The sequence below is a fragment of the Asticcacaulis sp. P2_C5 genome (assembly GCF_056404555.1).
Genome location: NZ_JBFUDU010000004.1, coordinates 307,752 through 332,363 on the forward strand (window position 1 = coordinate 307,752; position 24,612 = coordinate 332,363).

The following is a 24,612-nucleotide window of genomic DNA, read 5'->3' on the forward strand; positions in this document are numbered from 1 at the left end:
CATTCCGTTCAACCCACGAGCGCCGCCAATAACGGCACCAGGGCGGCGCTGACCGGGGTCGGTATGCCGTGTTTCAGCCCCTTGCGCACGAGCACCGCGTTGCGCGCATCCCACTCACTTTCGCGTCCGGCGCGGACATCCTCCAGCATCGAATTGCTGTCGCTTGGCGATGCCGACATGTAACCCGCCATCTGTTCATCGAGCACGCTGTCGGGCAGTTGCGCCCCTTCGGCACGGCCGACGGCTATACATTCGGCCAAAAGCGCACGGGCAATATCCGCAACACCCGCGCGATGGAAAACGCCCATGGGCTGGCGTGTCAAGGCCAGGACTGCGCCCGCCGGGGCATTGACGCACAGCTTGCGCCACATCTTTGTCGTCAGGTCGGGCGTGGTCGAGGCCATGATGAAACTGCTCTCGAACAACGCAGTAAAGGCCCGGCCGGGTTCGTTGTCCTGGACGGCAAGCGTGGCCCTGCCGCGCCACGCGACATGGCCCGACGCGATTTTGACGCCCGGTATGTCGACCACCACCGGCACGACCGGCGTTGTATCTGTGACAAAGGGGGCAAGGCGGTCAGCGTGTTCAACGCCGTTCTGCAGGACGGCAATGCATGTTTCCGGACCGGTAGCCTGACGGATGGCTTCGGCGGCGGAGGCGGTCTGATGCGCCTTGGTGCATATCAGGACCCAATCGGTCACCGCCGGCGGATTGGACAGTTGTGCCGGATGAAGGCGGAACAGGCCGTCGCGGTCGTCGACGATCAGGGTGGCAAAGGGCTGGCGCGACACGAAGGCCACCTCATGGCCGTTGTCGATCAGGGCCGCCGCGACGGTCAGGCCGACCGCGCCGGGGCCAATCAGGGTAATGGAGGACATCACGCACCTTGTCAGTTGGGTTGCGCCGAATTATCACGGGAGCATGTCCAAAACCACACCCGCCACCCTGTTTTTGAGCAAGCTCGGCATTGCGTTCGATCTGCACCCCTATGACTATGATCCGGATGCACCGCGCGTCGGCTTGCAGGCAGCCGAGGCCCTGGGTATCGATCCCGACCAGACCTTCAAGACCTTGATGGCCGAGGCCGATGGCAAGGCCGTGTGCGTCGTTGTGCCCTCGCCGCTTGAGGTCAGCATGAAGAAGCTGGCCGCGCATTTTGGCGCCAAGGCGGCGCATATGATGAAGGTGCCCGACGCTGAGCGGCTGACCGGGTTCAAGGTCGGGGGGATTTCACCTTTCGGCCAACGTAAATTGGCGCCGACGGCGATCGATGAGACGGCGCAACTGTTCGACACGGTCTATATCAATGCCGGCCAGCGGGGGCTGTTGCTAAGCATCGCACCCGAAGATGCGGCGCGCGTGCTGGAAGCGGGGTTTGTGGATTTGATGGCGTAGGAAAGCTTGGAACCGCGAATGAACGCGAATAAACGCGAATTTTAGGTTAGCTGGACGTTTTCGAGAACCTATTGAACTGTAGCGAGCAAAGCTCGCAAACCTATTCGCGTTCATTCGCGTTCATTCGCGGTTCCAAAAAACCTTTAACTCCCCCCGAACCAGTTATAGCCCTTGTCTTCCCAGTAGCCGCCCGGATAGTCATTGGTGACAAAGATTTCCATGATGTGCTTCGGGTTTTTGTAGCCCAGCTTGGTCGGCATGCGCAGCTTCATCGGGAAGCCGTAATAGACGGGCAGAGTCTTGTCGCGGAAGGTAAAGGCCAGCAGGGTCTGGCTGTGCAGGGCCGTCGGCATGTCGATCGAAGTGTAATAACCATCGGCGCATTTGAAGCCGATATATTTGCACGTCGTGTCGGCGCCTACCCGCTTCAGGAACTCGGAAAAGACCACCCCGCCCCATTCACCTATGGCGCTCCAGCCCTCGACGCAGATATGGCGGGTGACCATGGATATCTGCGGCAAGGCATACAGCGCCGGCAAGTCCCACTCGCGCTTGTCGGCGATCTTGCCCGACAGCTGCAATCTATAGCCCTCCGCCGCGACGACCGGCGCCTGGTCGCGGCCGTAGAAGGCGTTGAACGGAAATGGATCGGTGATCATCGACCGGCTGTAGACCGGGGCCTTGTCGTTCGGATCGAACAATAGCCACTGAGCACCGTCATTGAAGCGCGAAATCCGGTTGAGGATCTTTTTGATCGAGCCGTGGTCGTGGATCAGCACGCCGGTAGCGATCGACAGCCCGCCCAAGGTCAGCAGATTACCGAACAGGCGGCGCTTCGACGGATCCTTCAGCAGGCCGTTGGCCTCCTTCAGAATGGCGTCCTTGTCCTTCTTGATGTCGTCCGGGATGTTGCGATCATTCATGTCAGCGTCCCCACAGCATGGCCTTGATGGTCTTGGGCACCAGAAGCGCCATGACCACGTGAACCAGGATAAAACCAACCATCAGCGACATGGCGATAAAGTGAACCAGGCGCGCGCCTTCGTAACCGCCCAGAAGCGTACGCAGGATCGGAAACTGAACGCTTTTGAACAGGACAAGCCCTGAACAGATCAGGACGATGATGTCGAGCATGGCGAACAGATAGGCCGCCTTCTGGACGTAGTTGTAATGGCGGATATCGGCGTGGCTGAGCTTGCCGGTAAAGGTCGCCACCAGGTCGCGGAAGATGCCCGGTATCGACACCGGCGTGAACTGGCGGCCGAAGCGCTTGGTGACGATCACCATGACGAGATAGAAGAAGGCCGTGCCGAACAGCAGCCACATGGCGGCGAAATGCCACTGCAGCGCGCCGCCCAGCCAGCCGCCGAGGGTGACGCAGTGCGGAAAACCGCGCGCGATGCCGCCGTGACAGTTCGGGGAGGTAAAATGCAGGAAGTTGGTGGCGTTGTAGATCCGCCAGCCACTCATGATCAGCAGGACAATGGCCACGGCATTGCACCAATGTATGGCGCGCAGCCACCATGGATGGATGGAGCGCTTGTCACCAGGGTCATTGTCTGAGTGGTCTGCCATAATGCCTCCGCCCTTCGCTAAAGCTTCGGGCGGCGGGCCGCCCAAACTCCATAGATCGTTACTTAACATGAATACGCCCGAAACCAATCGCGGGTTACATCTTGAATTTTGTGCATTTCAGTATAAAAATAACGACAACTTCAGGAGGTTCCATGGCCAACGCCAAGCTGTTCAGAATGATCAACTGGTATCCGCCGATGATCGGGGCCGGGATCAAGGTGGTCGAGACCAATGCCGACGTGACGCAGATCACCGTCGAGATGAAACTGCGCTGGTGGAACCGAAACGTCGTCGGCACGCAGTTCGGCGGATCGCTGTATATGATGTGCGATCCGTTCTTCATGGCCATACTGATGACCAATCTCGGGCGCGATTACGTCGTCTGGGACAAGGCGGCGTCGATCCAGTTCCTGAAACCCGGCCGGTCGCACGTCAGGGCGCATTTCCATATCCCGCCGGAGGAGATCGCCCGGGTAAGGGGCTTGGCCGATTCCGGCTCAAAGGTCGAACCGGAATATGATGTCGATATTGTCGGCAGCGATGGCGTCCTGGTCGCCCGGGTCCACAAGGTGCTGTATGTCCGACGCAAGGACAAGGATGGCAAGCGCCCGAAAGCGTGATAGGATCTGACGAAAATGGGGGGATTTTGATGCGCAAACTGTGTCTGACCATGGCAGCCATTATGCTGGCCGCCTGCACGCCGCCACAGGGCGGCGACTCCACTGATGCGCAGTCAGTCGACGCTGAACAGGCCAGCAAGACGGCGGCCGATCTCGCGTTTCTATTAAAGAATCAGGCATTTTACCGCAAAGAAGAAGCGCCTTTGCTGGCAGCGCAGGGCGCCCTGGCGGTGCGTGACGGTGACCTGCTCACCGTATCTGCCGCGGGCCACCCGATCGTCACGTTTCAGGACCATGTAGACGGCTGTGTTGAAACCAAGGTCTGTCTGGTCTGGGCATTCAAGGGGCCGGTCGAGTTGGCCGCGCCCGGGACACCTGGGCGAACCGCCTATGCCGCGATCGAGCGGACGCACGGCTATGTCATATCTAATATCGCTTTTGTCGAGCCCGGCCACGGACTGACCTGGTTTGGTCCCTCCCCGATGACCTCGCCGGACGGGCGCTTTGTCGCAGATGGCTCGCTGGGGACGGCCTCGGACGACGACTTCCTGTGGATCAGCGACTGGACCACGCCTTACCCTCACAGGCGTTACGTATTCACGGCCGGCTGTGAAGTCCTGAACTGGTTGTCACCGGTGCAGTTCCGCGCCATCTGTTCGCACCTTGACAGCGAGGCCTATACGGTGGCGACTGTGACGCGAATGAAGGACGGCAACTGGCGGCTGGTCGAAACCGCCGAGATCGAACCGAGCGATGACAACAATACCGATCCAGTGCCAGGATCCATACTGTCGTTGCTGACACTCAGCTCCACCACCGCGGCCGATCAGGAAGCCGCTATGGACAGCGTCGCGGAACGACAAAAACCCGCCGTCCTGGCGGGGCGAACGGGCGAGGGCATTAACTGGCGCCCCTAACGTTTGACGCAATGCGGCGAAAGGCATACTCTCCTTAGAGTATCGAAGGGGAGCAAGATGCGCGATAAGGGATTGTTTCGGTTGCTGGCGTTGGGCGGACTGGCCGTACTGGCCGCCTGTACGGCCAAGCCAGTGCCGCCTTTGAAGGTGACGCCACCGGTCGCGACAGCCGTACCCGCCGCTCCCAGGATCGAGATGAGGCTATATGCCGACGAAGCTCCTGCGCTGGGGGCCTATGCAGGCTATGCGCGACGTGAAGGTGGCAAGCTCGTTATCTCCTATGACGGCCACGATGTCGTGCGACTGACCAGTTCGCCGGCAACGGATTGCGAAGGCTGGGAAACGTGCAGCCTGTGGCGCTTTGCCGGCCTTATCGGCCTGGAGGACCACGGTGTGATCCAGCCCTTTGCCGTTGTGTCGCGCGAACACGGTGAAGGCCTGCAGACCATCGTGATCGACCGCCAGGGCCGCCTGGAATGGAGCAGCGGCAAGCTGCTGCCTTCCGCCGATGGCCGCTTCGTGGCATCCGGCGAGACCGCGTCGATGCTCGGTGACGGTTTCCTGCAAGTCATCGAATGGCCCTATCCCCGGGCGACTTATCAGTCCTTCTCGCCCTGCGAACCGAAGGCCTGGGTGTCGGCAGGCGTGCTGAAGTTAAGCTGCGCCGATGACGACGAAGGCAAGGCAGTCTTCGGCGCCACCATGACGTGGAACAATGGCACCGGCTGGAAGATTACCGCTGACAATCCTGCCGACTCAGGCCGTCTGAAACCGGTGACGCTGAAGGTCATGAGCGCAAAACAAGTCAGGGATCTCGCCGCCTGGGAAACGGCAAAGGGCGTTGAGCACCTGAATTAGGGAAGCTTGAAGCCGCGTTGTACGCCTTCGCGGGCGCCGACTCGATCCAGCCAGGCCAGGACATTGGGATGATCCTGCACCATGGGCTCGATATGGTCCTTGACGCGCACCCGATACTGCGAAATCCACGGCCAGATCGCCATATCGGCAATGGTGTAGTCGTCGCCGGCAACATAGGGAGCTTCTCCGAGGCGCTTGTCGAGGACGCCCAGCAGACGGCGGCATTCCTTGGCATAGCGCTCGACACCGGTCGGAGTCTGTTCCTTGTCCGACACCACGAACCAGCCCAGTTGGCCGAACATCGGCCCCAGGCCGCCCATCTGCCACATCAGCCACTGGATCGCGGTATAGCGCGCAGGCCCTGAGGGAGCGAGGAAGCGGCTATATTTGTCGGCGAGATAGATCATGATGGCGCCGGATTCGAACAAGGGCAGAGGCCCGCCTTCGGCGGCATCGTCGACAATGGCCGGGATCTTGTTGTTGGGCGAAATCTTGAGGAATTCGGGATCGAATTGCTCGTCCTTGCCGATATTGACCGGATGAAGGTCGTAGGGAACGCCCAGTTCCTCCATCATGATGGTCAGCTTGCGGCCATTGGGCGTACCCCAGGTGTAGAGATGAATCATGAGGGCTCCTTCAGTTATTGCAGAAATTGGCGTGAATACGGCCATTTGCAAGGGCGGTCGGGCTTGCGGCTGGGGATGTTTTGGCCGAAAGTCACTTCATGTTGCGGCGTGAAGTTCTTGTCGGTCTGGGTATGATGGCGGTGACGCCGGCTGGGGCGCGCGATGTCGCCACCGTCAAGGCCGATATCCTGCGGCTGGCGCGCCAAATCACGGCCACTCAAACTACGGCGGCGGCGAAGGCGGGTCGGGCAGCGTTGCGAGCGCAACTGGACGGCCTGGTGCAGGAGCTTCTGCATCTGGTGCCGCAAAAACCGTTGAAGCAACGCCTGCCGCAGTTGATCGGAACCTGGGCGACTGTGCTGGCGCCATCGGACAAGCCCGACCAGGGCCGCAAGAATCCGCGCATCGCCGTCGACAAGGTCATTCAAGTGGTCAATGGCGCCGGCTGGTACTACAACATCATCCCGTTTATTGACGCGATCCATCCGGAAAAATCGAAGACCGGCCTGTTACGCGGCGAGTACGGCTTTTCAGATACGGAACCGACGGTGCTGAAAATCCATTACACGCGTTTCTACGGTTGCCTCGGCGGACTGGACGATCCGGCGCCGTGGCGGTTCGCCGCACTGGAAGAGGCCGGAAAGCTGCCCAACCGGGTCAATATCGTTCCCGACCTGCTGCTGCACGTTATCCTGCCCGACGAAACGGTCCTGGAGGTGTGGTCCGACAACGAGCTGCGTCTGGCCTACGGCACCAGGGGCAAGCAGAGCGGTAAGCGCAGCCTGTATGTGATGCAGAAACTGGCCGCGTGACGGGCAAGATGCCGCATTGCCGACAGCGCAGTGCATGCTATCGTGATGTCATGGCGGAGGCGGACTATATCGAACTGGTCTATGACGGTGATTGTCCGTTCTGCTCGGCGTCGGCACATATGGTGCGACTGAAACAAGCCGTCGGGCAACTTCGTATTCACAATGCGCGCGACATCACCGATACGCCCCTGATGGCGCAGATCCGCGCCCAGGGCTTCGACCTGAACCAGGGTATTATCGTCAGCTATCAGGACCGGTTGTACCATGGTGAGGACGCGCTGTATCTGCTGGCCCTGCTGGGGTCGGAAAACGGTTGGCTGAACCGGCTGAATGTTGCCCTGTTTCGCAACCGCCGCACCGTCGCCCTGGCCTATCCCTTCCTGAAGGCTGTGCGGAGCTGCGCCCTGTTTTTGAACGGGAAGAAGCCGATATGACTGAGCCGACATCTCTCCCGATCTTCGCAGACGTGTTCGGTGACCAGTGGGAGGCCTTGCCCCCGGCATTGAAGGCGCATTACGCCAACCGTCCGTTCAGCCATGACGTCGTCACCCACCACGGCCAGCTTGACATCACCCTGTCGCCCATGATGCGGCGCTTCAAATGGCTTCTGCGGCTCACCCGCGTGCTCGTGCCGTTCGAGGGCCATGGCGTTCCCTGCACTGTCTATACGCGCAGCGATCCGAAATCGAAGACCTACATTTTCGAGCGCCATTTCTTCCCGCCGGACCAGGCGGAATATGTCTTCCGCTCCGAATTGGTGTGCATAAAACCGCATGTCGTGGTCGAATATTTTGCCTTCGGTGGCGGCTGGAAGGCGAGCTACTATTACGAAGGCGACAAGGTCATACTGCGCCATCTCGGCTTTTGCTGGCGGGTTTTCGGGATCAGCATCCCCCTGCCCGACTGGCTCGATATATTTGCCGGCCAGGGTGGAGCCTTCGAGCAGTCGACCGGCGACGACCGTTTCCGCATGAAGACCGAGTTGAACCACTTTATGCACGACGGGCCGATGATCGGTTATGCCGGGGAATTCACGGTGACGGAGGTCAGACTTGAGCCGTGACGATCTGAGCCGGGAGGTCCTGATCCTGGGAGGCTACGGCAATTTCGGCAAGCGCATCGCCGCAGGACTGGCGCGGCACGGCGTGGCCATGATCCTTGCCGGCCGTGACGCGGCCAAGGCCGACGCCCTGGCCGCAAGCCTGCCCAGGGCGCGTGGGCTCGCCATCGATATTCACCATGATCTGGTCGGCGTGCTGAGGCGCGAGAAGCCCATCGCGGTCATCCATACCTGCGGGCCGTTCCAAGGCGCGGATTACAGCGTAGCGCGGGCCTGTATCGCGGCGGGCATCGCCTATATCGACCTGGCCGACGGCCGAGATTTTGTAAGTGAGTTTGTTGGGCTCGATGCCGAAGCAAAGGCGGCCGGTGTAGCGCTGATCACCGGCGCCAGTACGGTGCCGGGGTTGTCGTCGGCGGTGATCGAGCATTATCTGCCGCAGTTTTCACGCATCGACAGCGTTGATTTCGGTATCACGCCAGGCCAGAAAACCGAGCGCGGCATGGCTACGGTGCAGGCCATCCTCAGCTATGTCGGCAAGCCCCTGCGTCCGTGGCCCGGCAATGTCGACGCCTATGGTTGGCAGGATATGCGGGTACACACCTATCCTGTGTTCGGCCGGCGCTGGCTGGCAAATTGCGAAATTCCTGATCTGGACCTGCTGGGCCCGGCCTATGGCCTGAGCGCAATCCGTTTCGGCGCAGGGGTCGAGTTGGGTTTCATGCAGTGGGGATTATGGCTGATGTCATGGCTGGTGCGCTGGGGATGGCTCAGCGATCTGACGCCGTTCGCCGCCCCCTTGCTCAAGATCAGCCGTTGGTTTGATTGGCTGGGCAGCGATACCGGCGGCATGCATATGATCCTGCGCGGCGTCGGACACGATGGACAGTCTCTAACCCGGACATGGCATGTCGTGGCGGAAAAGGGCGATGGCCCGAACATTCCGTGCGTTCCGGCCATTGTCCTGGCGCGCCGGCTGGCGGCGGGTGAAGTGCTGACGCCCGGCGCCCGGGCCTGTGTCGGGCTGGTCAGTCTGGAAGACTATCTGCGCGAACTTAAACCCTTCGCGGTCAGCACGTGCGAGAACTGACAGCGCATTACCAGGCTAGGCTCAAAATAGCTCCGACCAGTTCGCCGAGCAGAACCGCCAACCAGGGTTCTCCATCGGCGTTGCGCGCGCCGTGAAGCCTGCGGCGGTGCGTTGCCCCCGAGCTGCGGCTCAGGGGCAATACATCGTTCGGATATCTATCCACCCAGGAAGTCCGACTTGCCAAGGGGGACGCCTGAATGTCGCAGAATGGCGTAGGCGGTGGTCACGTGGAAAAAGATGTTCGGAATGGCAAAGCCGGTCAGATAGCTAAGGCCGGTAAATTCCATCGTACGGCTGGGAAATTTCAGCACGATTTCACGCCCTTCGGCGCCTTCGAAACCGGATTGCGGCACGCTGCTTACGAAGTCGATCGTCTTTTGCAGGCGTTCGTGCAGTTCGGCGAAGGTCGTTTCTTCGTCGGCATAGGCGGGGTTCTCGACGCCGCCGAGGCGGGCAGCCAGGCCCTTGGCATTGTCGCTGACGATGCGAATCTGGGCAACGAAGGGCAGCATGTCGAGCGCCAGGCGGGCATTCAGCACGGTCGCTTCCTTGACGTTCTTTTCGGCGGCCCAGGCCTCGGCCTTGCCCAGAATGGATTTAAGATTGGTAAGCGCACGCAGAACAATCGGCACGGACGCGTGGTACATGTCGATCTTGGTGATGGTTACGGCTGTATCTGGCATGGAAACCCTCCTGTATGATCCGTTGTCGGACCCGGCGCATATAGGAAGGCGAAGCTATGAATGCGAGGCATCTTCGCATGGATTAAGTGGAAAATCTGCGCTCCGTTTAGTGCTTTTGCTGCGCGATATAGTCCAGTTCGCCCATGGCCACCGCATTGCCGGGCTCGAGCCGAAGCGATTCTTCATAGGCCGCCCTTGCCTCGTCCAGCCGCTGCAGTTCGACCAGGATATAACCGCGCTTGCGCTGCAGGGCCGCTTTTGCCTTGTCGTCGAGCGTGTCATGTGCGGCCAGGAAATCATCGACCAGGGCCAGACCTTCGTCATTGCGACGCAGGTGGCTCAGGGTCAGCGCCATCTCATTAATCAGCGTAAAGTCGTTGGGATCGTTGCGCAGGCCGCGCGCATAGGCCTTATACGCGGCGGCGAACTTTTCGTGCTCGAAGCGGATCCAGCCGACGATGAAACCGAGCTGGCCATAGGGCAAGGCGCCGTACTGGACGACCGATACCTTCTCCAGACCCGGCGTACGGCTGACAAAGGCCGTCATCAGGAACATCTGCCCCATGTCGTCGGTGTAGAGATTGATCTTGTCGCCACAGCGTTCCGAACTGGACGGGACGTCCGGCGCGCGGTCCAGCGCCGCCTCGAGCTTGCGCGTCATGGAATCGAGCGTCGACATGTCATGCGCCTGCATAAGGCCGAAGGCCTCCAGCGCCAGATCGCGGTCCTTCTGCTCCTGCACTGCGTCGTGCTGACGGCAATCGACAATCTTGATATCGCTGAAGGCCGCCGGCGATGCTTCATCGGCATATGTGCCGGTCGCAAATGCGCCCAGAGTCAAAACCGTAGCCAGGACGGCAAGGTTACAGAATTTCATGACAAGTCCCCCTCCAGATAGCCTGTCACACTCAATCATAAACCGCAGCGACGGGCAATGGGCTGACCTCGCCACACGACTGACGCAATTTCCGGCCAGCATGGAGAAAATTTGCGGTGAGCGGCCGGGGCGGTCTTGCAAACCAAAACAGTAACCATTATTGTTACATTTGTAGTTTTCGACTCACCCCGAGAAAGATTCCCCCATGAAAGTCTTCCGCTCCCTGTTCGCCGTCTCCGCACTGGTCCTTGGTCTCGCGGCCGCGCCGGCTTTTGCCGCCGACACCTATACGCTGGACCCTAACCATACTTTCGTATCGTTCGAATATTTCCATGGCGGATTTTCGCATATGAACGGCAAGTTCATGAACGCCGTCGGTACGGTCACGCTGGACGACGCCAACCCGGCTGCGTCTTCGGTCGAGGTCACGTTCGCCATCGCCGGCGTCAACACTGGCGTCGTCAAGCTCGATGACCACCTGAAGAGCCCCGATTTCTTCGACGCGGCCAACTTTCCGACAGCCACTTTCAAGAGCACAACCGTGGCGCTCACAGGCGCCGATACGGCCGATGTCACGGGTGACCTCACCATCCATGGCGTGACCAAGCCCGTTACCCTGCACGTCAAGCTGAACAAGCGCGCCGATGACAAGAGCAAGTCCGGCTTTTCAGCGACGGGTTCGATCCTGCGCAGCGACTTCGGTGTCGGCAAGTTCGCGCCGATGGTCAGCGACCAGATCGACCTGTATATCGAAGCCGAAGCCAAGAAATAACCAGTAAGCAGGAGGCCGGGATGAAGGCGTTCATATTGGCAGGTCTGTTGGCGGCGCTGGCTTTACCGGTGTCGGCCGAGACCTATAAGATCGAGGCGAAGCACAGCTCCGCCCAGTTCACCTACGAACATTTCGGCCTCTCGCACCCCAATGGCAAGATCATGGGCGCCAATGGCACCCTTGTCCTTGACTGGGACCATCCCGAAAACAGCACGGTCGAGTCCAGCCTCGACATGGCCACCCTGACCACGGCCCTGCCCGAATTCGACACCCTGCTGAAGAGCGACAAGTATTTCGACGTCACCCAATATCCCAGCGCGACCTTCAAGAGCACGGCGGTGGAGGTGGTACCCGACCCGACGCGCCCTGCCGATGCGGCGGCAACGGATGGCCCGAGACACGCCAAGGTGACCGGTGACCTGACCCTTCACGGCGCCACCCAAAGCGTCGTGCTGGACGTCACCTACAACAAGAAGGCGTTCAATCCGGCCCTGTTCAAGACCGGCGTCGGCTTTACCGCCACGACCCACCTTAGCCGCAAGGCGTTCGGTCTGAGCAATCTTGAACCGTTCGTCGGTGACGATATCGACCTGGTGATCGAGGCGGAAGCTTATCCTTAGGCTCTCGATCAGTAAACTTGCCCCCTCCGTCTCGCTTCGCGAGCCACCTCCCCCGTAACGCCCTGTGGGCTACGGTGGAGGACTGGTTTTTAAGTTTCCCAAGGCCCTCTTTTCAGTCCTCCACCGCTTTGTCGAGCCGGCCTGCGACCCGAAGCCTTGGCGAAGGGTTGAGGGGGCACCTTAAAATTCAACGGATTCACGAAAATGACAACGACCAAAACGCCTACCGTCTATATACCCCATGGCGGCGGGCCGTGCTTCTTCATGGCGTGGAGCCCGGCCGACATGTGGGACGAAATGGGCGCCTATCTCAAACGCCTGCCGGCCGATATCGGCGAACGGCCGAAAGCCATTCTGGTGATCTCCGCCCATTGGGAAGCGCCCGAATTCACTGTCCAGACCAAGCCCGCGCCCGGTATGTTGTTCGACTATTACGGCTTTCCTCCGCATACCTATGAGCTCAGCTATCCGGCGCCCGGCTCGCTCGCCCTGGCCCAGCGGGTGCGCCAGCTGGCCGACGCCGCAGGTATCACGGTCGCCGAGGACGCGGAGCGCGACTACGACCACGGCGTATACATTCCCCTGCTGATGTCGTGGCCCGACGCCACCATCCCGACCATCCAGTTATCGCTGAAACAAGGCCTGGACGCGTCCGAACACCTCGCCCTGGGCCGCGCCCTGGCGCCCTTGCGCGACGAGGGGGTACTGATCCTGGGCAGTGGCATGAGCTATCATAATCTGCGTCGGCTGATGCAACGCGACAGCGGCGGCAATATTCGCCACGTGTCGCACGACTTCGACGCCTGGCTACAGGAGGTCGTCGCCGGGGATCGCGACCGTCTCAAGGGCTGGGCCGGCGCGCCCAATGCCCGCGAATGCCATCCGCGCGAGGAGCACCTGATCCCGCTGATGGTGGTGGCCGGTGCATCGGGCAACGACGCTGTTCGCATGACCTATCACGAGGACAGCCTGGGGCCGACGGGCGTCGCGATCAGCGCCTTCCAGTTCGGATAAGGACCTCTACTGGGTCAGCGGTTTGACCGCTTCTGTTGAGGTGCTCAGCGGATAGACATAGATCCCGGCCGCCTTGGACCGGGTCTCGATCTCCTGCAGACGCTGCCTTCGCCTGGCCGTGACCGCCTCGATCTGTTGCGGCGTAACTTGATCCTTGATGGTGGCGAAGTCCTCCTGAGCATTGACCTCGCCGCGCTCGGCGGCGATGGTCATCCAGACATAGGCCTCGATGTCGTCGTTCTTTACGCCTTCGGCATTGTAATACATGCGAGCCAGTTGATACTGCGCCTGGGGCAGGTTCCAGTAGGCCGCCATTTCGTACCACGGAAAAGCCTGGGCCGGGTCGGCCTTGATACCGCCGCGGCCGTTATAATAGATCTCGCCGACCGTATAGGCCGCCCAGACGCTGTTGGCGCGCGCCGCCTTCTTGCCCCAGTCCAGGGCCAGGTCCATCTTTCCGTCGGCTTCGTACATCCGGGCCAGATTGCCCATGGCCGAACCCAGCCCCTTGTTCGCTGCCTGTGTGTACCAGTTGAGCGCCGTCGCGCGGTCTGCCGTCACAGGGCCACCGCGCTCGTAATAGCGGCCCATGGCGTCCATCGAAACCATGTCGCCGGCGGCCGCCGCCTTTGAATACCACTGGAAGGCCAGGGTATCGTTTTTCGCCGTGCCCGCGCCGCCTTCATAGGCCGAAGCCGTCATCAGCATACCGGAAACATTGCCCTTCTGCGCCGCCTTTTGGTACCAGTAGAAGCTCAGCTTGTAGTCCTGCGGCAGGCCCTGGCCCATAAAGTAGCGCCGGCCCATCTCGTAGTCGCAGACCGCCTGCCCCGCGGTTACGCAGGCTTGCAACTGATCGAAGGTCATCTGCGTGTTCTGCGAGACTTGCGACTGGCCCGCAGTCGGTTGCACAGTCGACGGGATGGTGCCCGCGCCGACCGATCCTGCGGCAAGAATGGCGATCAGGGTGCCGCTTAGCGACATGACGGTTTCCTCACTATGGTTTTGAGCAAAACGATAGCAAGATTGGCGCCGCTAATCTACTTGCACGTAGCGCAATTGATCTGCGGCGGCGTACCGTCATAGCTCGGCTTTGCGGCGACATAGCCCGGCAGGTCGCTGTCGGAAAGCGCGACCACGAAGATCATGTTCGGATCATCGGTGAAGTCGTTGTCGCCGGAAATCCACAGGGTATGCACGGTCTGGCCATCCAGCGCGATATCAGGTCCGAAGGTCATGCCTTCGATCTTGGCCGGAATCTGGGTCGGTGTAATACCTGTACGGCCCGCCAGATCCACGAGATCGAGCACCTGCACCTTGGCAACGGCTTTCGGCAGCAAAGCCGCTTCGCCGGCCAAGTCATCGACCGGGACGGCGCCGGCGAGATCGATCCGATAGACGCGCTTGAATTTGGCTTCCGGGTTGTCCGGATCGCCCAGACCCTTGCCATCGCGTTCATCGACAAGGAATTCGTGGTTATTGACGGCCAGGATTTCGTTGACGCCGCCGTACTTAACATTGCCGGACTTGCCGATATTATCGAGAGCGTAGGCATATTCGTGGGTCGCGCCGGACGCGATATCGAAAGTGACAATGCGTACGACACCTGCATCGACACTGTCGGGACGCCCGTCCTGGCGCAAGGGCGCCTGCATGATGCCAACTAATGTCTTGCCGTCCGGAGTCAGGGCCAGGCCTTCCATGCCCTTGTTGCCAGAACGGCCGGAAGTATTGCCGGCGTCTTCCGCCGGGCCAGTGGCCGCCGGGTGTGCGACAGCCAGGTTAGCCGGCAGGTTATAGCCCCACAGGCGCTCGCCGGTCAGACTGTTGAATCGGTAAAGGACGGGGCCATATTCGTCGGAAATATACACCGTGCCGTCCGGAGCGACGCGAATGCCTTCCGGGTCCAACCGGCCATTGGCCGGATCACTCGACGGTTTAGCGGGATCGAAATTGTCCGAACGGCCGCTGAAATACCATGACTTGCCGGTGTTGATCGCTGGCGCACCGGCAGGCAGAGCGTACGGCGTTCCGCTGCCATAAACCAGCGGCGTCGCGCTGGACAGCAGGGTTGTGGCGACCAGTTTCGGTTCGACGGTAAACGGCAGGGATGCGCCCGGAGGAGACGGCGTCAGTGCCATGTCGATCGTCTGGAAACGCGGAATGTAGGAGGTCGTGTGGTCGACCGCGGCGTTGTAGGTTTTGGCATTGGGACCGCGGTCCGGCAGGGCGACGAAACGGTCCAGGCCGAGATAGCTCAGACCCGAGCCGATGCCACCGTACATGTTGCCGGCATTGCCGTTTTCCAACGGAGCTGCGGTCTCTTGCGACAGGTCGGAGGCACCCGACGGTATGCTGACCAGCGCAATCAACCGGGGCTCGGACTGGGCTGTAACGGCGAAACCGGCGATCAGGGCGGCAAGGCAGAGGACGTAACGGCGCATGACAAACCCTTTTGAGATGATCGCCTGTCAGAGCAGGGAATTATGACACGGTCAAGACAGACGGGTCGCGGACATTTTGACAAACTTTGCCAAAACAGATATGTTAGCGAGGTCAGGAGCACGCCATGGCCACGATGAACATATCCCTGCCCGACCAGATGAAGGCGTGGGCCGAAGCCCAGGCTGAAACCGGCAAATACAGCAATACCAGCGACTATGTCCGCGACCTGATCCGCCGCGACCAGGAGAAGGCGGAAAAGATCGCCACCATGCAGGACGTCGTCACCAGAAGCCTGGCCAGCGGCGTCAGTGCGCGCTCAACGAAAGACATTCTGGAAGCTGCCAAGGCGCAGGTACGGGCTGAGGCCAAGACCTGACCGTGGCTTTTCGGCTAACTGAAGCGGCTGACGCCGATCTCATACGTGTCTTCAGGGAAGGCGCGTACCTGTTCGGTCTTCAGCAGGCTGAAACCTATTATCTTGCGCTCGAAGAACGATTCGAATTTTTGGCAGCCAATCCACGGGCCGCGCGCGAACGGCGCGAAATCGATCCGCCGGTTCGCGTTCACCCTTACAAAGCGCATTTGATACTGTACCGGATCGACGGCGACGGCATTTTGATTGTCGGCATTCGTCACAGCCGCGAGGATTGGCTGCCTTCGGACCGATAAGGTTTCGCATATTCCCGAGGCGTTATGCATATTGACTGCATAACGCCAACATGCTTCGCCTGTCGGATCAAACGCGAACCGAAAAGGCGCCATGCATGCCGATTTCCCGCCCTGCCCTCGTCCTTGCCGGTCTGCTCTCCTTATGGACGGGCGACGCAATAGCGGAAGACGCCACGCCGGTATGCCCGGTCGCCCCGGTTCTGTCGCCGGAGTTGGCCGGTTGGGTCAACAAAACTCCCCTGATCGGGACAAGCCTGCCGCTAAGCGGCGCCGTCACAGCGCCCCTCAGTTTACACACAGAGGTTACCTTCCAGCCGGCGCCCGACAAGGCGCCCGATCCGGCAGGCTTCGGCGGCGTCTTCCAGTTGGAGATCCCGACGGCCGGCACCTACGGCCTCGCGGCGGGTTCGGCGGTGTGGATCGAAGTCGTCCGCGATGACAAGGCGTTGACGGCAGCCAGTTTTGGCCACGGTCCGGACTGCTCCGGCATCCGTAAGATCGTCTGGTTCGCATTGGAACCTGGCGTCTATCGGGTGCAGATCGTCAATGGCCGCGCTGCGACCGTCGACCTGATGGTTATTTCACCGGCCCCTATAGCCCCATAAACGACAGCATCAGGAAGGCGCAGAACAGCACGAAATGCGTCGTGCCTTCGATGGCATTGGTTTCGCCGTCGTGCAGGTTGATGCCGGCGACGATCAGGGTCAGGAAGGTCATCACGGTCTGGGAAGGCGTCATGGCCATCTGGATCGGCTGGTTGTGAATGAGCGCCAGCAGTTCCATGGCCGGCACGGTCAGCACCACTGTCGACAGGGATGCGCCCAGCGCGATATTGACGACCGGTTGCATGCGGTTGGCCATGGCCGAGCGCAGGGCGGTGAGGATTTCCGGACTGGCCGATATGGTCGCCACGACCAGGGCCGAAAAGACCGGCGGTACGCCTGCCCCTTCCAGACCAACGTCCAAAGCCTGAGACATGACCTCGGCCAGTAGGCCGATAATCACCAGACCCGCCACCAGTATGGCGGCGGAGTGCCAGGTCTTGCCGCCATGAACGTGGTGTTCCACACCGGTTTCAGCATAGGTGTAGCTGAAGAAATAGCTGTGCTTGGTCGTCTGCAGGCGCAGGAACATGGCGTACAAAAAGACCATGATGCACAGCGAGAAGACAGAATAGACGTGCCAGTGGGCTTCGCCGATGAATTCCGGCACCAGCATCGACACGCCCATACCGGTCATGATCATGACGATATAGGTGTTGCTCGATTGGCCGTTATAGGGCTGGGCGCCGTGACGCAGACCGCCCAGTATGGCCGCGATCCCCAGTATGCCGTTGATGTCGAGCATGACCGCCGAATAGATGGTATCGCGCGCCAGGGTCGGCGACGGATCGTGGCCCATCATGATGCCCAGGATCACCACCTCGACCAGAACGGCCGACAGGGTCAGGATCATAGTGCCGTAGGGTTCACCTACCTTTTCGGCCAGGACCTCGGCGTGGTGAGCGACGCGCAGCGACGCCAGGATGATGATCCCGACCAGACCAATGCCGGCAACCAGCGACGCCGCCTGCCCGGATTCGAGGATCATGTGCTCAAGCGGCAGGGCAAGGACGGCCGTCAGGCCGGCAATGATCAGGAACAGTTCTCTTTTGACAAGGGCAAGCATGACGATTCCGTGGAGGTTATCCTTCCTCGTCACCGCTTCGCAGCTAGAAATCAAGCTTATTTGTTGGCTTTCTCACCGGCGGCGAGGACAAGGAACATATAGTTGGTCTCGCCGCCGCCCATGACATATTCGGTTTGCTGCCAGAAATAGGGCCAGACCTTCAGTTCGGGCAGGTCGGGCCGGATCAAAGCCGTACCTGAAATCACCCCGCCCGGTATGTACGACCAGTCGGCGCGGTTGGCGCCATAGGCCGTCGTCGCCGACACCGCGCCGACGCCCGAGGCAAAGGATTCGGTGTTCTGGCCAGGGTGTACGCCCAGCACAAAGTTGAGCGCTTCCATCTGCAAAGCATCGGGCGTCGCCTGCGGCCAGGCCTTACGGAAGAAGTACTGGTCGACGCCGAATTCCTGGATCTGCCAGCCGGCGCCCCAGATATAGGGCACATAGGGCACGCCATAAGGTGTCTCGGTCGCTTTCTGGGTCAGGCCTGCCTGATAGGTTTTGACAGCGGCCGCGACATCGCGCTGGAAGCCCTTATCCTTGATCAGCGGCATGGCCGAGGCCAGGACGGCGCCCGTCTGGTCGATATGGGCGACGATCTCGGGCTTGAGCGCCACCAGACGCTTGATCACCGCCGGGTCGTGCGTCGTCTGGGCCAGTTCGGACAGGACGAAAACCTTGGACCGCAGGGAGGTCGCGCGGTCATAGGCCTTGACATACAGGTCCTTCGCGGCGGCCTCGGAATCGGCCGACAGTTGCGGATTGCTTGCCTTGATAACGCGCGACGCGGTCAGCAATTGCGCCGCCGTATCCAGTTCGCGATTGGGATTGTCCTCCGTGAAGACGTAGCGATCGTCGTCGATGCCTGAGGTCGTGCCGGTCTGTTCACCGGGTTTGAGGCTCGAGTCGTAGTTGAGATTGTCGGTCTGGGTCGAGATGTCGCCCAGCAGGGTATATTGCGCCAGATGCGGCTCGATAATGCCGCGATAGATCCGGCCCATGGATTTGTAACCGCCGACCACTGACAGCAGGCCGTGCTCGATCTGCTGGATCGCGTCGTTCTTGCCATCAGGCTGATGGATCTCGGCGACGCGCGTCGTTTCATCGATCGAGGTGGCGTCGTAGTCGAGCCCGAACTCCTCGACCATTTTCGACAGCAGCCACACTGTGCCCATCTGCGATTCGACACGCAGGTCGTAGTCGCCGGCGTCGTGCCAGCCGCCATGATCCAGCCCCGGCACGCGGTCGCCGGGCTGGTACTTCGTCAGGGTCGAACCGCCCTGCAGATAGCCGTCGAAATGGTTGAGATTAACCGGCGCCATTCGAACATCGTCCTTGTGGTCCAGGCCGTGCCAAGTGCGGTATTTCTCCCTGACCAGCATATGGCACATCTGGACCGGCAGGAAATATTCCAGGGTCGGCTGCCAGACATGGCGGTCATAGACGTCGTCGCCGATGCGGAAGACGTGGCTGGTCTGGCCGCGATAGCGCAGTTCGTACATGCCGGGTTCGGTCACGGCGCTCAGGTCGGCGGTCAGGTAGTTGTAGCGCAGGAACTTACCCCAACCCTTGGGCGCATAGGTCTCAACCAGTTGCGCACCCTGGTCGGTCAGCCTGAACAGGGTCAGAGGATCGGCCTGGCTGTCGCGCGCATCCTGTTCAATGATGATGGTCTTGGCCTGGTCCGGACGATAACCGACCTGAGACACCTGGACTACGGGTGCGTAGCGCCAAGCGGGATCGACATTGGGCGTAATGACCCAGGTGATGGCGTCCTTCGTTGCGCCGGGCCTGGTGATTTCGCGAACGATATACCAGCCGTTATTGAAGTTGCCGCGGCCATCCAGCAGCTCCAGTTGCCCTGTCCGGCTTTCGATCTTCATGCGTTGCAGGTTGCTGTCGGGCGCGATGGTCAGGCTTTTGCCGTGGCCGAGATCGGCGGCGACCGTAACGCCATGATCGTCGCGCATCGGACCGTCGGCCTGACGCGGGAAGATGCCCGAGGTCTGGTCCATCAGCCACGCCTTGCCGAACAGGTCGCCGGGAAACAGTTCGAAATTGAAGCCAACCTTGCCTTCCCATTCGGCCGGCAACGGCTTGTCGAGGTCGACCGAGACCTGGAAGGCATTGCCCTCCAGCGGCGTGACGCGAACATGGTAGCTGAAGTTCAGGTCGGGATAGTCGATCGGATTGAAGCCGGTACGGTTCTTCGAGGCGTCGGGATAATGCAGGGCCTGGCTGACGGTGTTGGTCGCGGCGTCTACCTGCATCTGGCCGTCGCCAGCCGGCATGGGCGACCATTGGCCTGGGCTTGGCTCCAGGCGCAGATCGCCATTGGCCGCCACGCGAACGCCATGCTGGATGACGGTGACGCCGGTCTGGTGACCGTCGGGATAGATGTCGGCAAAGACCGTGACATTGAGGCCGGGCGTTTCGAAATAGCCCTTGTCATTGAGTTTTAGATTGGGTTCGGCCCAGGCCTGGCCAGCATAGGCAACACCGGTCAGAACCCATACGGCCGCTGCCGCCATTAAAGCGCGTTTCATTGTGACTTCCTTCCCAAGACGGGCCGTGTCTCCGGCCTCGTTGTAATCCATTACAACGACATTACAGGCGGGCGTAATGCGGCACAAGGGCGGATTTGATCTGTTTCAACTATCCGCCCAGCGGCGCAACAGATTGTGATAGATGCCGGTCAACTGGACGATCGACGGATCGTCCTGGCCCGTTTTCGACCCCAAGGCCTGGAGGGCCGTATCCATCTGAAATAGGGTCGTACGCGCGGCGTCATCGCGCACCAGGCTCTGGATCCAGAAGAAGGATGCCGTGCGCGCACCGCGCGTCACCGGCGTGACGTGATGCAGACTCGACGCCGGATACAGGATCATGTCGCCGGCAGGTAGCTTGACGCTGTGGGCGCCATAGGTGTCCTCGACCACCAGTTCACCGCCGTCATAGTCGTTCGGATCGCACAGGAAAACCGTCGCCGACAGGTCCGTGCGGATACGGAAATTCGTCCCGCGCAACTGGCGAATGGCGTTGTCGATATGGGCGCCGAAAGCGTGGCCGCCTTCGTAACGGTTGAACAAGGGTGGATAGACCTTGGCCGGCAGGGCGGCCGAAACAAACAGCGGGTTGTTGGCCAGTGCGGTCTCGATCATCGCGCCAACTTCACGCGCCGCCGGTGAGCCTTCCGCCAGCTGGACATTATGCTTGGCCTGGGTCGATTGATAACCGGCGGTCACCGCTCCGTCGATCCACGATGCAGCATCGATCAGCGCACGCGCCTGGACGACCTGATCCACGTTCAGCAGGTTGGGGATACGCAGCATCATGATCCGTTGTCTTCCATAGCAAAATGGCGTTCATCCAGCCAGGCGGTCATCTTGTCGACAAAGGCCGGGGGCGCGGACTGCCGCGCTTTGGCGAACAGGGCACGCGCTTCGTTGGTACGGCCCTCTTCGGCCAGGAAACGGCCGTAGTTGAAGTGGCCACGGAAATCGCCGCTTTCCGATGCCCGGCGGTAGTGGTCGCGGGCGCGGTCGAGGTTCTTTTCAACCTCCCAGCCGTCTTCATAGAAACCACCGATGATGTTGAGCGACTTGGCGTGGCCCAAGACTGCCGCGCGGCGGTACAGGACCAGGGCTTCGGCGCGATCCTGCGTCACGCCACGCCCCAAGGCCAGAAGCGTGGCCAGGTTATACATGCCCCAATCGAGCCCGAGATCGGCGGCGCGGCGATACCACGGAGCGGCGGCTTCATCGCTCGCTATGGCGCCCCAGCCGTTTTCGTAACAACGCCCGACCATGTTGGTCGCCATAACGTGGCCCGTCTGCGCCGCCTTGATAAACCAGGCGAAGGCAGCGGCAGGATCGACGGCGACGCCCCTGCCATCCAGCAGGCATTGCGCGTACAGGGCCTGGGCCTCAGCGACACCGCGTTGCGCCTGTTCGCGCAGCCACGCCGCCGCCGCTTCGGGCGGGCCATTCAGTATGGCTGCGATGTCATCGCGGCTGAGGTCGTCGGCAGGTGGGTCGCTCATGCTTTGACGTATCAGAATCTGGAGTTGAGCGACACCACGACCGAACGACCGGCGCCAACGGTGGCATAGTGATTGGTATAGGCCTGGGTGAAATAGACCTCGTCGGTCAGGTTCTGCACATTGACCTGCAGGCTCAGCTTTTCATTGACGACATAGACGGCGCTGGCGTCAAACCGCGTGTAGGACGGGATGAACTTGGGCGCCAGGGGATTGGCGTTGCCGTAGACCTTGGCCATGTAGTTAGCACCGCCGCTGACCGACAGGCGCGGCGTGATCTTGTAGGTCGTCCACAGCGACAGACTGTCCTTCGGCGTATTGGGGAAGGGCTGTCCATCCAGCAGACCGGCCGCAGCACCCGCCCCGCCATTTTTGACCAGGATGGCGTCGAGATAGGTATAGCCACCGAAGATGTCCCATTTGTCGGTAATCGAGCCCGACAGGCCGATTTCCAGGCCGCGAAGGCGCTTTTCACCAACCTGGGCAATGCTGCCATCGGTCTGGGTGATGCGGGCATTCCTGGTCTCGATCTGGAAGACCGCGCCGGTCAGGGACAGCCGGCCGTCCAGCGTATCCCACTTTCCGCCGGCCTCGAGGGTCTTGTCCTTCTGCGGCTTCAGGCTGGCATTGATCGCGCTGGACAGGGCGCTGCCGTCAACACCCTGGGCCAGACCATTGCCGGCCGGAGTCGCGGCCGTCGAATAGGACAGGTAGAAAGCACTGGCGGCCGTCGGCTTGTAGACCACGGCGACCTGGTAATTGATCAGATCATCCTGGCGCTTGAAGGTCGTGCGGGCAAACGGGGTGGTGGTCGCGGCGGCCGTGACGAAGGTGGCGTCGTAGCTGTCGAAACGCGCCCCCAGATTGGCCTGCCAGTGTTCGTTGAACTCGATGGTGTCGAAGGCGTACAGCGCCTTGGTCACCGTCTTGGCATTGGTCGGATTGTTGGCGCGGACGATGGTGCCGGTAAAGGCGTCATGCGGATCCGGGTTGAACACCGACGTACAGACCTTGGCGGCAATCGCCGATGCCGGGCAGGTGTTGAGCGAAGCGATCGCTGTCCCGTCCTGGAAGATGGTGTAGCTGTCGTTCTCGCCTTCTTCCTGGGACAGTTCCAGGCCGCTCGAAAAGTTGTGCTTGATCGACCCGGTCATGAAGATGCCGTAGAAGTCCGTCTGGTTGGTCAGGGTTTCGACCTCGCTGATGCGGTTATTGCCGCGGCGCCACAACAGGCCATAATAGATATTGCCCTTGCTGTCGTCGGGCAGGGTCCAGATATAGTCCTGGGCGCTCTGGCTGTAGCGCGTGGTGTTGCGCAGGTGCAGGTCGTGGCTGAAATCATGCTCGAAACGCAGGGTCGCCATATCGACTCTTTCCTTGCGGAAGTCGCGATCGACCAGGCCGTAGAAGGTGTTGCGGTCAACCTTCAGCGGCGAACCGTCACCCGTCTCCAGGACGCGCGGCATACCGTCGGTGCGGGCCGCAAAGGTCGGGTTGTTGTACGGCAGGCCGCTGTCGGGCAGGTCGTCGCTTTGCAGGTGATAGTAGCTGGCGGTGAACTTGTTGTTGGTCCCGAGGCCAAAGGCGATCGACGGCGCGATGCCCCAGCGGCTCTGATGGACCTCGTCGCGGCCGGCAACGCCGGCATCGTGAACCAGGGCGTTGAAGCGGACGGCGACGCCGTCGCCGATAACATGGTTGATGTCGAAGGTGGCGCGCTTATAGTCGGCCGAACCGATCCCGACCTGGACCGTCGTGAAGTCCTGGCGCGTCGGCGCCTTGTTGTTGATATAGATGCCACCACCGGCGCCGCCGCGACCGGCATAGGCGCCGCTGGCGCCCTTGACCACTTCGATGCTCTCGACATTGAACACTTCGCGCGACTGCGAACCGATGTCGCGCAGTCCGTCGACGAAGGTGCTCGACTGGGCGTCATAGCCGCGCAGGAAGGGACGGTCACCGACCGGATTGCCGCCCTCGCCGGCCCCGAAAGTAATGCCGGGCACGGTACGCAGCGCGTCGACCAGGGTGGCAGAGCCTGTGCTCTGGATCAGTTCCTGCGGAATGACGGTGATCGATTTCGGCGTATCGCGCAGCGGCACCGGGCGCTTCGGCTCGATATTGCGTTCGCCCTTGATGATCACCTCGGTCGCATCGCTATTCGCATCGCCCGTTGCATCGGCTGCCATCGTTTCGCCATGAGCGGCGCCACCGCTCAACATGGCAAAGGCAAGACTGGCGGCGCCCGCCGCCTGCAGCGCTACGGCGCCCCGATGTGAACTCAACATAATATAGCCCCAACTACGCAGAATGCGAATTATTTGCAAGATGAATTGCGAATAAGTCGCAATTCGGACGGTGTCAATCGGAAAATGACATTCATTCGCATTTCCAGTGCGTCTCGGACGGACCTACGCCGTTTTCGGTTGATTTGGACAGTCTTTACAAAGCCGCTGGCTGTTGCCATATGCGCGATCATGCCCAAACCTGTTGCCCCTGAACCTGTAGCTTCTGTGCGCCTGGATGTCTGGCTGTGGCGCGCCCGCTTCTTCAAGACACGCGCCTTGTCGGCGACACTATGCGAGTCCGGCCACCTGCGACTGGAGCGTTTCGGCCAGATATCGCGGGTGGACAAATCGTCGCAGGCCGTCAAGCCGGGCGACAGGCTCATCTTTACCATCGGCGCCCGCCTAATCGATATCGAAATTCTCGATACGGGCGAACGGCGCGGTCCGGCCAGTGAGGCCCGGGCGCTCTATCAGGCCTCAGGCCCTATATCGAGCTAATGCCTCCGTTTAGAACAAATGGCTTTCGCAGATTCGGGAAATGCTTGACATTGCGGGCTTAAATTAGCATGACGCCCGCACCATAT

Annotated in this window: 28 protein-coding genes; 15 read left to right on the forward strand and 13 right to left on the reverse strand. The window is 60.9% G+C overall.

Annotated features, from left to right (window positions below):
• Positions 1-8 precede the first annotated feature (8 nt).
• On the reverse strand, positions 9-878 hold the full coding sequence (locus AC1DXO_RS09440; RefSeq protein WP_476977872.1) for a 2-dehydropantoate 2-reductase: 870 nt from the start codon (positions 876-878) through the stop codon (positions 9-11).
• Between the two features lie 43 nt (positions 879-921).
• On the opposite strand from AC1DXO_RS09440, the gene ybaK reads away from it, so the two are divergent.
• Positions 922-1,395, forward strand: a complete 474-nt coding sequence (gene ybaK / locus AC1DXO_RS09445) for a Cys-tRNA(Pro) deacylase (RefSeq protein ID WP_476977873.1) — start codon at positions 922-924, stop codon at positions 1,393-1,395.
• 143 nt (positions 1,396-1,538) lie between these two features.
• On the opposite strand, the gene AC1DXO_RS09450 is transcribed toward ybaK, so the two are convergent.
• Positions 1,539-2,318, reverse strand: coding sequence for a molybdopterin-dependent oxidoreductase (locus tag AC1DXO_RS09450; RefSeq protein WP_476977874.1), 780 nt, complete (start codon positions 2,316-2,318; stop codon positions 1,539-1,541).
• A gap of 1 nt (position 2,319) precedes the next feature.
• Positions 2,320-2,970, reverse strand: a complete 651-nt coding sequence (locus AC1DXO_RS09455; RefSeq protein WP_476977875.1) for a cytochrome b/b6 domain-containing protein — start codon at positions 2,968-2,970, stop codon at positions 2,320-2,322.
• Positions 2,971-3,122: 152 nt separating this feature from the next.
• On the opposite strand from AC1DXO_RS09455, the gene AC1DXO_RS09460 reads away from it, so the two are divergent.
• From AC1DXO_RS09460 to AC1DXO_RS09470, 3 genes are read left to right on the forward strand one after another with little or no spacing between them, the layout of a single operon-like run.
• Positions 3,123-3,590 (forward strand): DUF4442 domain-containing protein, encoded by a 468-nt coding sequence (locus tag AC1DXO_RS09460; RefSeq protein WP_476977876.1) that lies wholly within the window; start codon positions 3,123-3,125, stop codon positions 3,588-3,590.
• Between the two features lie 29 nt (positions 3,591-3,619).
• Entirely contained in the window at positions 3,620-4,507 is an 888-nt protein-coding gene (locus AC1DXO_RS09465; RefSeq protein WP_476977877.1) for a hypothetical protein, read from the forward strand.
• Positions 4,508-4,564: 57 nt separating this feature from the next.
• Positions 4,565-5,365 (forward strand): hypothetical protein, encoded by an 801-nt coding sequence (locus tag AC1DXO_RS09470; protein ID WP_476977878.1) that lies wholly within the window; start codon positions 4,565-4,567, stop codon positions 5,363-5,365.
• Here the strand turns inward: AC1DXO_RS09470 and AC1DXO_RS09475 are convergent.
• Positions 5,362-5,991, reverse strand: coding sequence for a glutathione S-transferase C-terminal domain-containing protein (locus tag AC1DXO_RS09475; RefSeq protein ID WP_476977879.1), 630 nt, complete (start codon positions 5,989-5,991; stop codon positions 5,362-5,364). The two genes, AC1DXO_RS09470 and AC1DXO_RS09475, sit on opposite strands and share 4 nt — an antisense overlap.
• Positions 5,992-6,089: 98 nt before the next feature.
• Between AC1DXO_RS09475 and AC1DXO_RS09480 the strand changes: the two genes are divergently transcribed.
• From AC1DXO_RS09480 to AC1DXO_RS09495, 4 genes are read left to right on the forward strand one after another with little or no spacing between them, the layout of a single operon-like run.
• A complete protein-coding gene (locus AC1DXO_RS09480; protein ID WP_476977880.1) occupies positions 6,090-6,803 on the forward strand; it encodes a hypothetical protein in 714 nt (237 codons plus the stop codon).
• The gene (locus AC1DXO_RS09485; RefSeq protein WP_476977881.1) at positions 6,800-7,237 is read left to right on the forward strand and encodes a DCC1-like thiol-disulfide oxidoreductase family protein; all 438 of its coding nucleotides are present in this window, start codon (positions 6,800-6,802) and stop codon (positions 7,235-7,237) included. The genes AC1DXO_RS09480 and AC1DXO_RS09485 overlap by 4 nt, the downstream gene beginning before the upstream one ends.
• Positions 7,234-7,866: a DUF4166 domain-containing protein gene (locus AC1DXO_RS09490; protein ID WP_476977882.1), complete on the forward strand. Its 633-nt coding sequence runs from the start codon at positions 7,234-7,236 to the stop codon at positions 7,864-7,866. The genes AC1DXO_RS09485 and AC1DXO_RS09490 overlap by 4 nt, the downstream gene beginning before the upstream one ends.
• Entirely contained in the window at positions 7,856-8,953 is a 1,098-nt protein-coding gene (locus AC1DXO_RS09495) for a saccharopine dehydrogenase family protein (RefSeq protein ID WP_476977883.1), read from the forward strand. Before AC1DXO_RS09490 ends, AC1DXO_RS09495 begins: the two co-directional genes overlap by 11 nt.
• A 155-nt stretch (positions 8,954-9,108) precedes the next feature.
• On the opposite strand, the gene AC1DXO_RS09500 is transcribed toward AC1DXO_RS09495, so the two are convergent.
• Together AC1DXO_RS09500 and AC1DXO_RS09505 are read right to left on the reverse strand one after the other, a co-directional pair.
• Entirely contained in the window at positions 9,109-9,636 is a 528-nt protein-coding gene (locus AC1DXO_RS09500; protein ID WP_476977884.1) for a DUF1993 domain-containing protein, read from the reverse strand.
• 106 nt (positions 9,637-9,742) lie between these two features.
• The gene (locus tag AC1DXO_RS09505) at positions 9,743-10,513 is read right to left on the reverse strand and encodes a tetratricopeptide repeat protein (RefSeq protein ID WP_476977885.1); all 771 of its coding nucleotides are present in this window, start codon (positions 10,511-10,513) and stop codon (positions 9,743-9,745) included.
• 205 nt (positions 10,514-10,718) lie between these two features.
• On the opposite strand from AC1DXO_RS09505, the gene AC1DXO_RS09510 reads away from it, so the two are divergent.
• The 3 genes from AC1DXO_RS09510 (at position 10,719) to AC1DXO_RS09520 (ending at position 12,919) form a co-directional block, all read left to right on the forward strand.
• Positions 10,719-11,285 (forward strand): YceI family protein, encoded by a 567-nt coding sequence (locus tag AC1DXO_RS09510; RefSeq protein ID WP_476977886.1) that lies wholly within the window; start codon positions 10,719-10,721, stop codon positions 11,283-11,285.
• A 20-nt stretch (positions 11,286-11,305) separates the two neighbouring features.
• On the forward strand, positions 11,306-11,905 hold the full coding sequence (locus AC1DXO_RS09515; protein ID WP_476977887.1) for a YceI family protein: 600 nt from the start codon (positions 11,306-11,308) through the stop codon (positions 11,903-11,905).
• A 204-nt stretch (positions 11,906-12,109) separates the two neighbouring features.
• The gene (locus tag AC1DXO_RS09520) at positions 12,110-12,919 is read left to right on the forward strand and encodes a DODA-type extradiol aromatic ring-opening family dioxygenase (protein ID WP_476977888.1); all 810 of its coding nucleotides are present in this window, start codon (positions 12,110-12,112) and stop codon (positions 12,917-12,919) included.
• Positions 12,920-12,925: 6 nt separating this feature from the next.
• On the opposite strand, the gene AC1DXO_RS09525 is transcribed toward AC1DXO_RS09520, so the two are convergent.
• Positions 12,926-13,903 carry a tetratricopeptide repeat protein gene (locus tag AC1DXO_RS09525; protein ID WP_476977889.1) on the reverse strand — a complete coding sequence of 326 codons (978 nt, stop codon included), beginning with the start codon at positions 13,901-13,903 and terminating at the stop codon, positions 12,926-12,928.
• Positions 13,904-13,959: 56 nt separating this feature from the next.
• Positions 13,960-15,363 (reverse strand): esterase-like activity of phytase family protein, encoded by a 1,404-nt coding sequence (locus tag AC1DXO_RS09530; RefSeq protein WP_476977890.1) that lies wholly within the window; start codon positions 15,361-15,363, stop codon positions 13,960-13,962.
• A gap of 125 nt (positions 15,364-15,488) precedes the next feature.
• Here AC1DXO_RS09530 and AC1DXO_RS09535 point away from each other — a divergent pair, with 125 nt between their 5' ends.
• The 3 genes from AC1DXO_RS09535 to AC1DXO_RS09545 all read left to right on the forward strand — a co-directional run bounded on the left by AC1DXO_RS09535 (position 15,489) and on the right by AC1DXO_RS09545 (position 16,638).
• Positions 15,489-15,740: a type II toxin-antitoxin system ParD family antitoxin gene (locus AC1DXO_RS09535; protein WP_476977891.1), complete on the forward strand. Its 252-nt coding sequence runs from the start codon at positions 15,489-15,491 to the stop codon at positions 15,738-15,740.
• Between the two features lie 2 nt (positions 15,741-15,742).
• Positions 15,743-16,033, forward strand: a complete 291-nt coding sequence (locus tag AC1DXO_RS09540) for a type II toxin-antitoxin system RelE/ParE family toxin (protein ID WP_476977892.1) — start codon at positions 15,743-15,745, stop codon at positions 16,031-16,033.
• A 95-nt stretch (positions 16,034-16,128) separates the two neighbouring features.
• The gene (locus AC1DXO_RS09545) at positions 16,129-16,638 is read left to right on the forward strand and encodes a homogentisate 1,2-dioxygenase (RefSeq protein ID WP_476977893.1); all 510 of its coding nucleotides are present in this window, start codon (positions 16,129-16,131) and stop codon (positions 16,636-16,638) included.
• Here the strand turns inward: AC1DXO_RS09545 and AC1DXO_RS09550 are convergent.
• The 5 genes from AC1DXO_RS09550 to AC1DXO_RS09570 form a co-directional block, all read right to left on the reverse strand.
• Complete coding sequence (locus AC1DXO_RS09550) at positions 16,625-17,701, reverse strand: calcium:cation antiporter (RefSeq protein ID WP_476977894.1); 1,077 nt, start codon at positions 17,699-17,701, stop codon at positions 16,625-16,627. The two genes, AC1DXO_RS09545 and AC1DXO_RS09550, sit on opposite strands and share 14 nt — an antisense overlap.
• A 56-nt stretch (positions 17,702-17,757) precedes the next feature.
• A complete protein-coding gene (locus AC1DXO_RS09555) occupies positions 17,758-20,247 on the reverse strand; it encodes a cellulase N-terminal Ig-like domain-containing protein (RefSeq protein WP_476977895.1) in 2,490 nt (829 codons plus the stop codon).
• Positions 20,248-20,352: 105 nt separating this feature from the next.
• Entirely contained in the window at positions 20,353-21,036 is a 684-nt protein-coding gene (locus tag AC1DXO_RS09560) for a Fe2+-dependent dioxygenase (protein WP_476977896.1), read from the reverse strand.
• Positions 21,033-21,743: a tetratricopeptide repeat protein gene (locus tag AC1DXO_RS09565; protein WP_476977897.1), complete on the reverse strand. Its 711-nt coding sequence runs from the start codon at positions 21,741-21,743 to the stop codon at positions 21,033-21,035. Before AC1DXO_RS09565 ends, AC1DXO_RS09560 begins: the two co-directional genes overlap by 4 nt.
• Before the next feature lie 11 nt (positions 21,744-21,754).
• Positions 21,755-24,028, reverse strand: coding sequence for a TonB-dependent receptor (locus AC1DXO_RS09570; RefSeq protein ID WP_476977898.1), 2,274 nt, complete (start codon positions 24,026-24,028; stop codon positions 21,755-21,757).
• Between the two features lie 189 nt (positions 24,029-24,217).
• Between AC1DXO_RS09570 and AC1DXO_RS09575 the strand changes: the two genes are divergently transcribed.
• A complete protein-coding gene (locus tag AC1DXO_RS09575; RefSeq protein ID WP_476977899.1) occupies positions 24,218-24,526 on the forward strand; it encodes an RNA-binding S4 domain-containing protein in 309 nt (102 codons plus the stop codon).
• Positions 24,527-24,612: the final 86 nt, after the last annotated feature.

Bases quoted from the DNA above. Each gene is read 5' to 3' on its own strand.
- AC1DXO_RS09440 (WP_476977872.1), bottom strand. From the start codon at position 878: ATGTCCTCCATTACCCTGATTGGCCCCGGCGCGGTCGGCCTGACCGTC.
- ybaK (WP_476977873.1), top strand. From the start codon at position 922: ATGTCCAAAACCACACCCGCCACCCTGTTTTTGAGCAAGCTCGGCATT.
- AC1DXO_RS09450 (WP_476977874.1), bottom strand. From the start codon at position 2,318: ATGAATGATCGCAACATCCCGGACGACATCAAGAAGGACAAGGACGCC.
- AC1DXO_RS09455 (WP_476977875.1), bottom strand. From the start codon at position 2,970: ATGGCAGACCACTCAGACAATGACCCTGGTGACAAGCGCTCCATCCAT.
- AC1DXO_RS09460 (WP_476977876.1), top strand. From the start codon at position 3,123: ATGGCCAACGCCAAGCTGTTCAGAATGATCAACTGGTATCCGCCGATG.
- AC1DXO_RS09465 (WP_476977877.1), top strand. From the start codon at position 3,620: ATGCGCAAACTGTGTCTGACCATGGCAGCCATTATGCTGGCCGCCTGC.
- AC1DXO_RS09470 (WP_476977878.1), top strand. From the start codon at position 4,565: ATGCGCGATAAGGGATTGTTTCGGTTGCTGGCGTTGGGCGGACTGGCC.
- AC1DXO_RS09475 (WP_476977879.1), bottom strand. From the start codon at position 5,991: ATGATTCATCTCTACACCTGGGGTACGCCCAATGGCCGCAAGCTGACC.
- AC1DXO_RS09480 (WP_476977880.1), top strand. From the start codon at position 6,090: ATGTTGCGGCGTGAAGTTCTTGTCGGTCTGGGTATGATGGCGGTGACG.
- AC1DXO_RS09490 (WP_476977882.1), top strand. From the start codon at position 7,234: ATGACTGAGCCGACATCTCTCCCGATCTTCGCAGACGTGTTCGGTGAC.
- AC1DXO_RS09500 (WP_476977884.1), bottom strand. From the start codon at position 9,636: ATGCCAGATACAGCCGTAACCATCACCAAGATCGACATGTACCACGCG.
- AC1DXO_RS09505 (WP_476977885.1), bottom strand. From the start codon at position 10,513: ATGAAATTCTGTAACCTTGCCGTCCTGGCTACGGTTTTGACTCTGGGC.
- AC1DXO_RS09510 (WP_476977886.1), top strand. From the start codon at position 10,719: ATGAAAGTCTTCCGCTCCCTGTTCGCCGTCTCCGCACTGGTCCTTGGT.
- AC1DXO_RS09515 (WP_476977887.1), top strand. From the start codon at position 11,306: ATGAAGGCGTTCATATTGGCAGGTCTGTTGGCGGCGCTGGCTTTACCG.
- AC1DXO_RS09520 (WP_476977888.1), top strand. From the start codon at position 12,110: ATGACAACGACCAAAACGCCTACCGTCTATATACCCCATGGCGGCGGG.
- AC1DXO_RS09525 (WP_476977889.1), bottom strand. From the start codon at position 13,903: ATGTCGCTAAGCGGCACCCTGATCGCCATTCTTGCCGCAGGATCGGTC.
- AC1DXO_RS09530 (WP_476977890.1), bottom strand. From the start codon at position 15,363: ATGCGCCGTTACGTCCTCTGCCTTGCCGCCCTGATCGCCGGTTTCGCC.
- AC1DXO_RS09535 (WP_476977891.1), top strand. From the start codon at position 15,489: ATGGCCACGATGAACATATCCCTGCCCGACCAGATGAAGGCGTGGGCC.
- AC1DXO_RS09545 (WP_476977893.1), top strand. From the start codon at position 16,129: ATGCCGATTTCCCGCCCTGCCCTCGTCCTTGCCGGTCTGCTCTCCTTA.
- AC1DXO_RS09550 (WP_476977894.1), bottom strand. From the start codon at position 17,701: ATGCTTGCCCTTGTCAAAAGAGAACTGTTCCTGATCATTGCCGGCCTG.
- AC1DXO_RS09555 (WP_476977895.1), bottom strand. From the start codon at position 20,247: ATGAAACGCGCTTTAATGGCGGCAGCGGCCGTATGGGTTCTGACCGGT.
- AC1DXO_RS09560 (WP_476977896.1), bottom strand. From the start codon at position 21,036: ATGATGCTGCGTATCCCCAACCTGCTGAACGTGGATCAGGTCGTCCAG.
- AC1DXO_RS09565 (WP_476977897.1), bottom strand. From the start codon at position 21,743: ATGAGCGACCCACCTGCCGACGACCTCAGCCGCGATGACATCGCAGCC.
- AC1DXO_RS09570 (WP_476977898.1), bottom strand. From the start codon at position 24,028: ATGTTGAGTTCACATCGGGGCGCCGTAGCGCTGCAGGCGGCGGGCGCC.
- AC1DXO_RS09575 (WP_476977899.1), top strand. From the start codon at position 24,218: ATGCCCAAACCTGTTGCCCCTGAACCTGTAGCTTCTGTGCGCCTGGAT.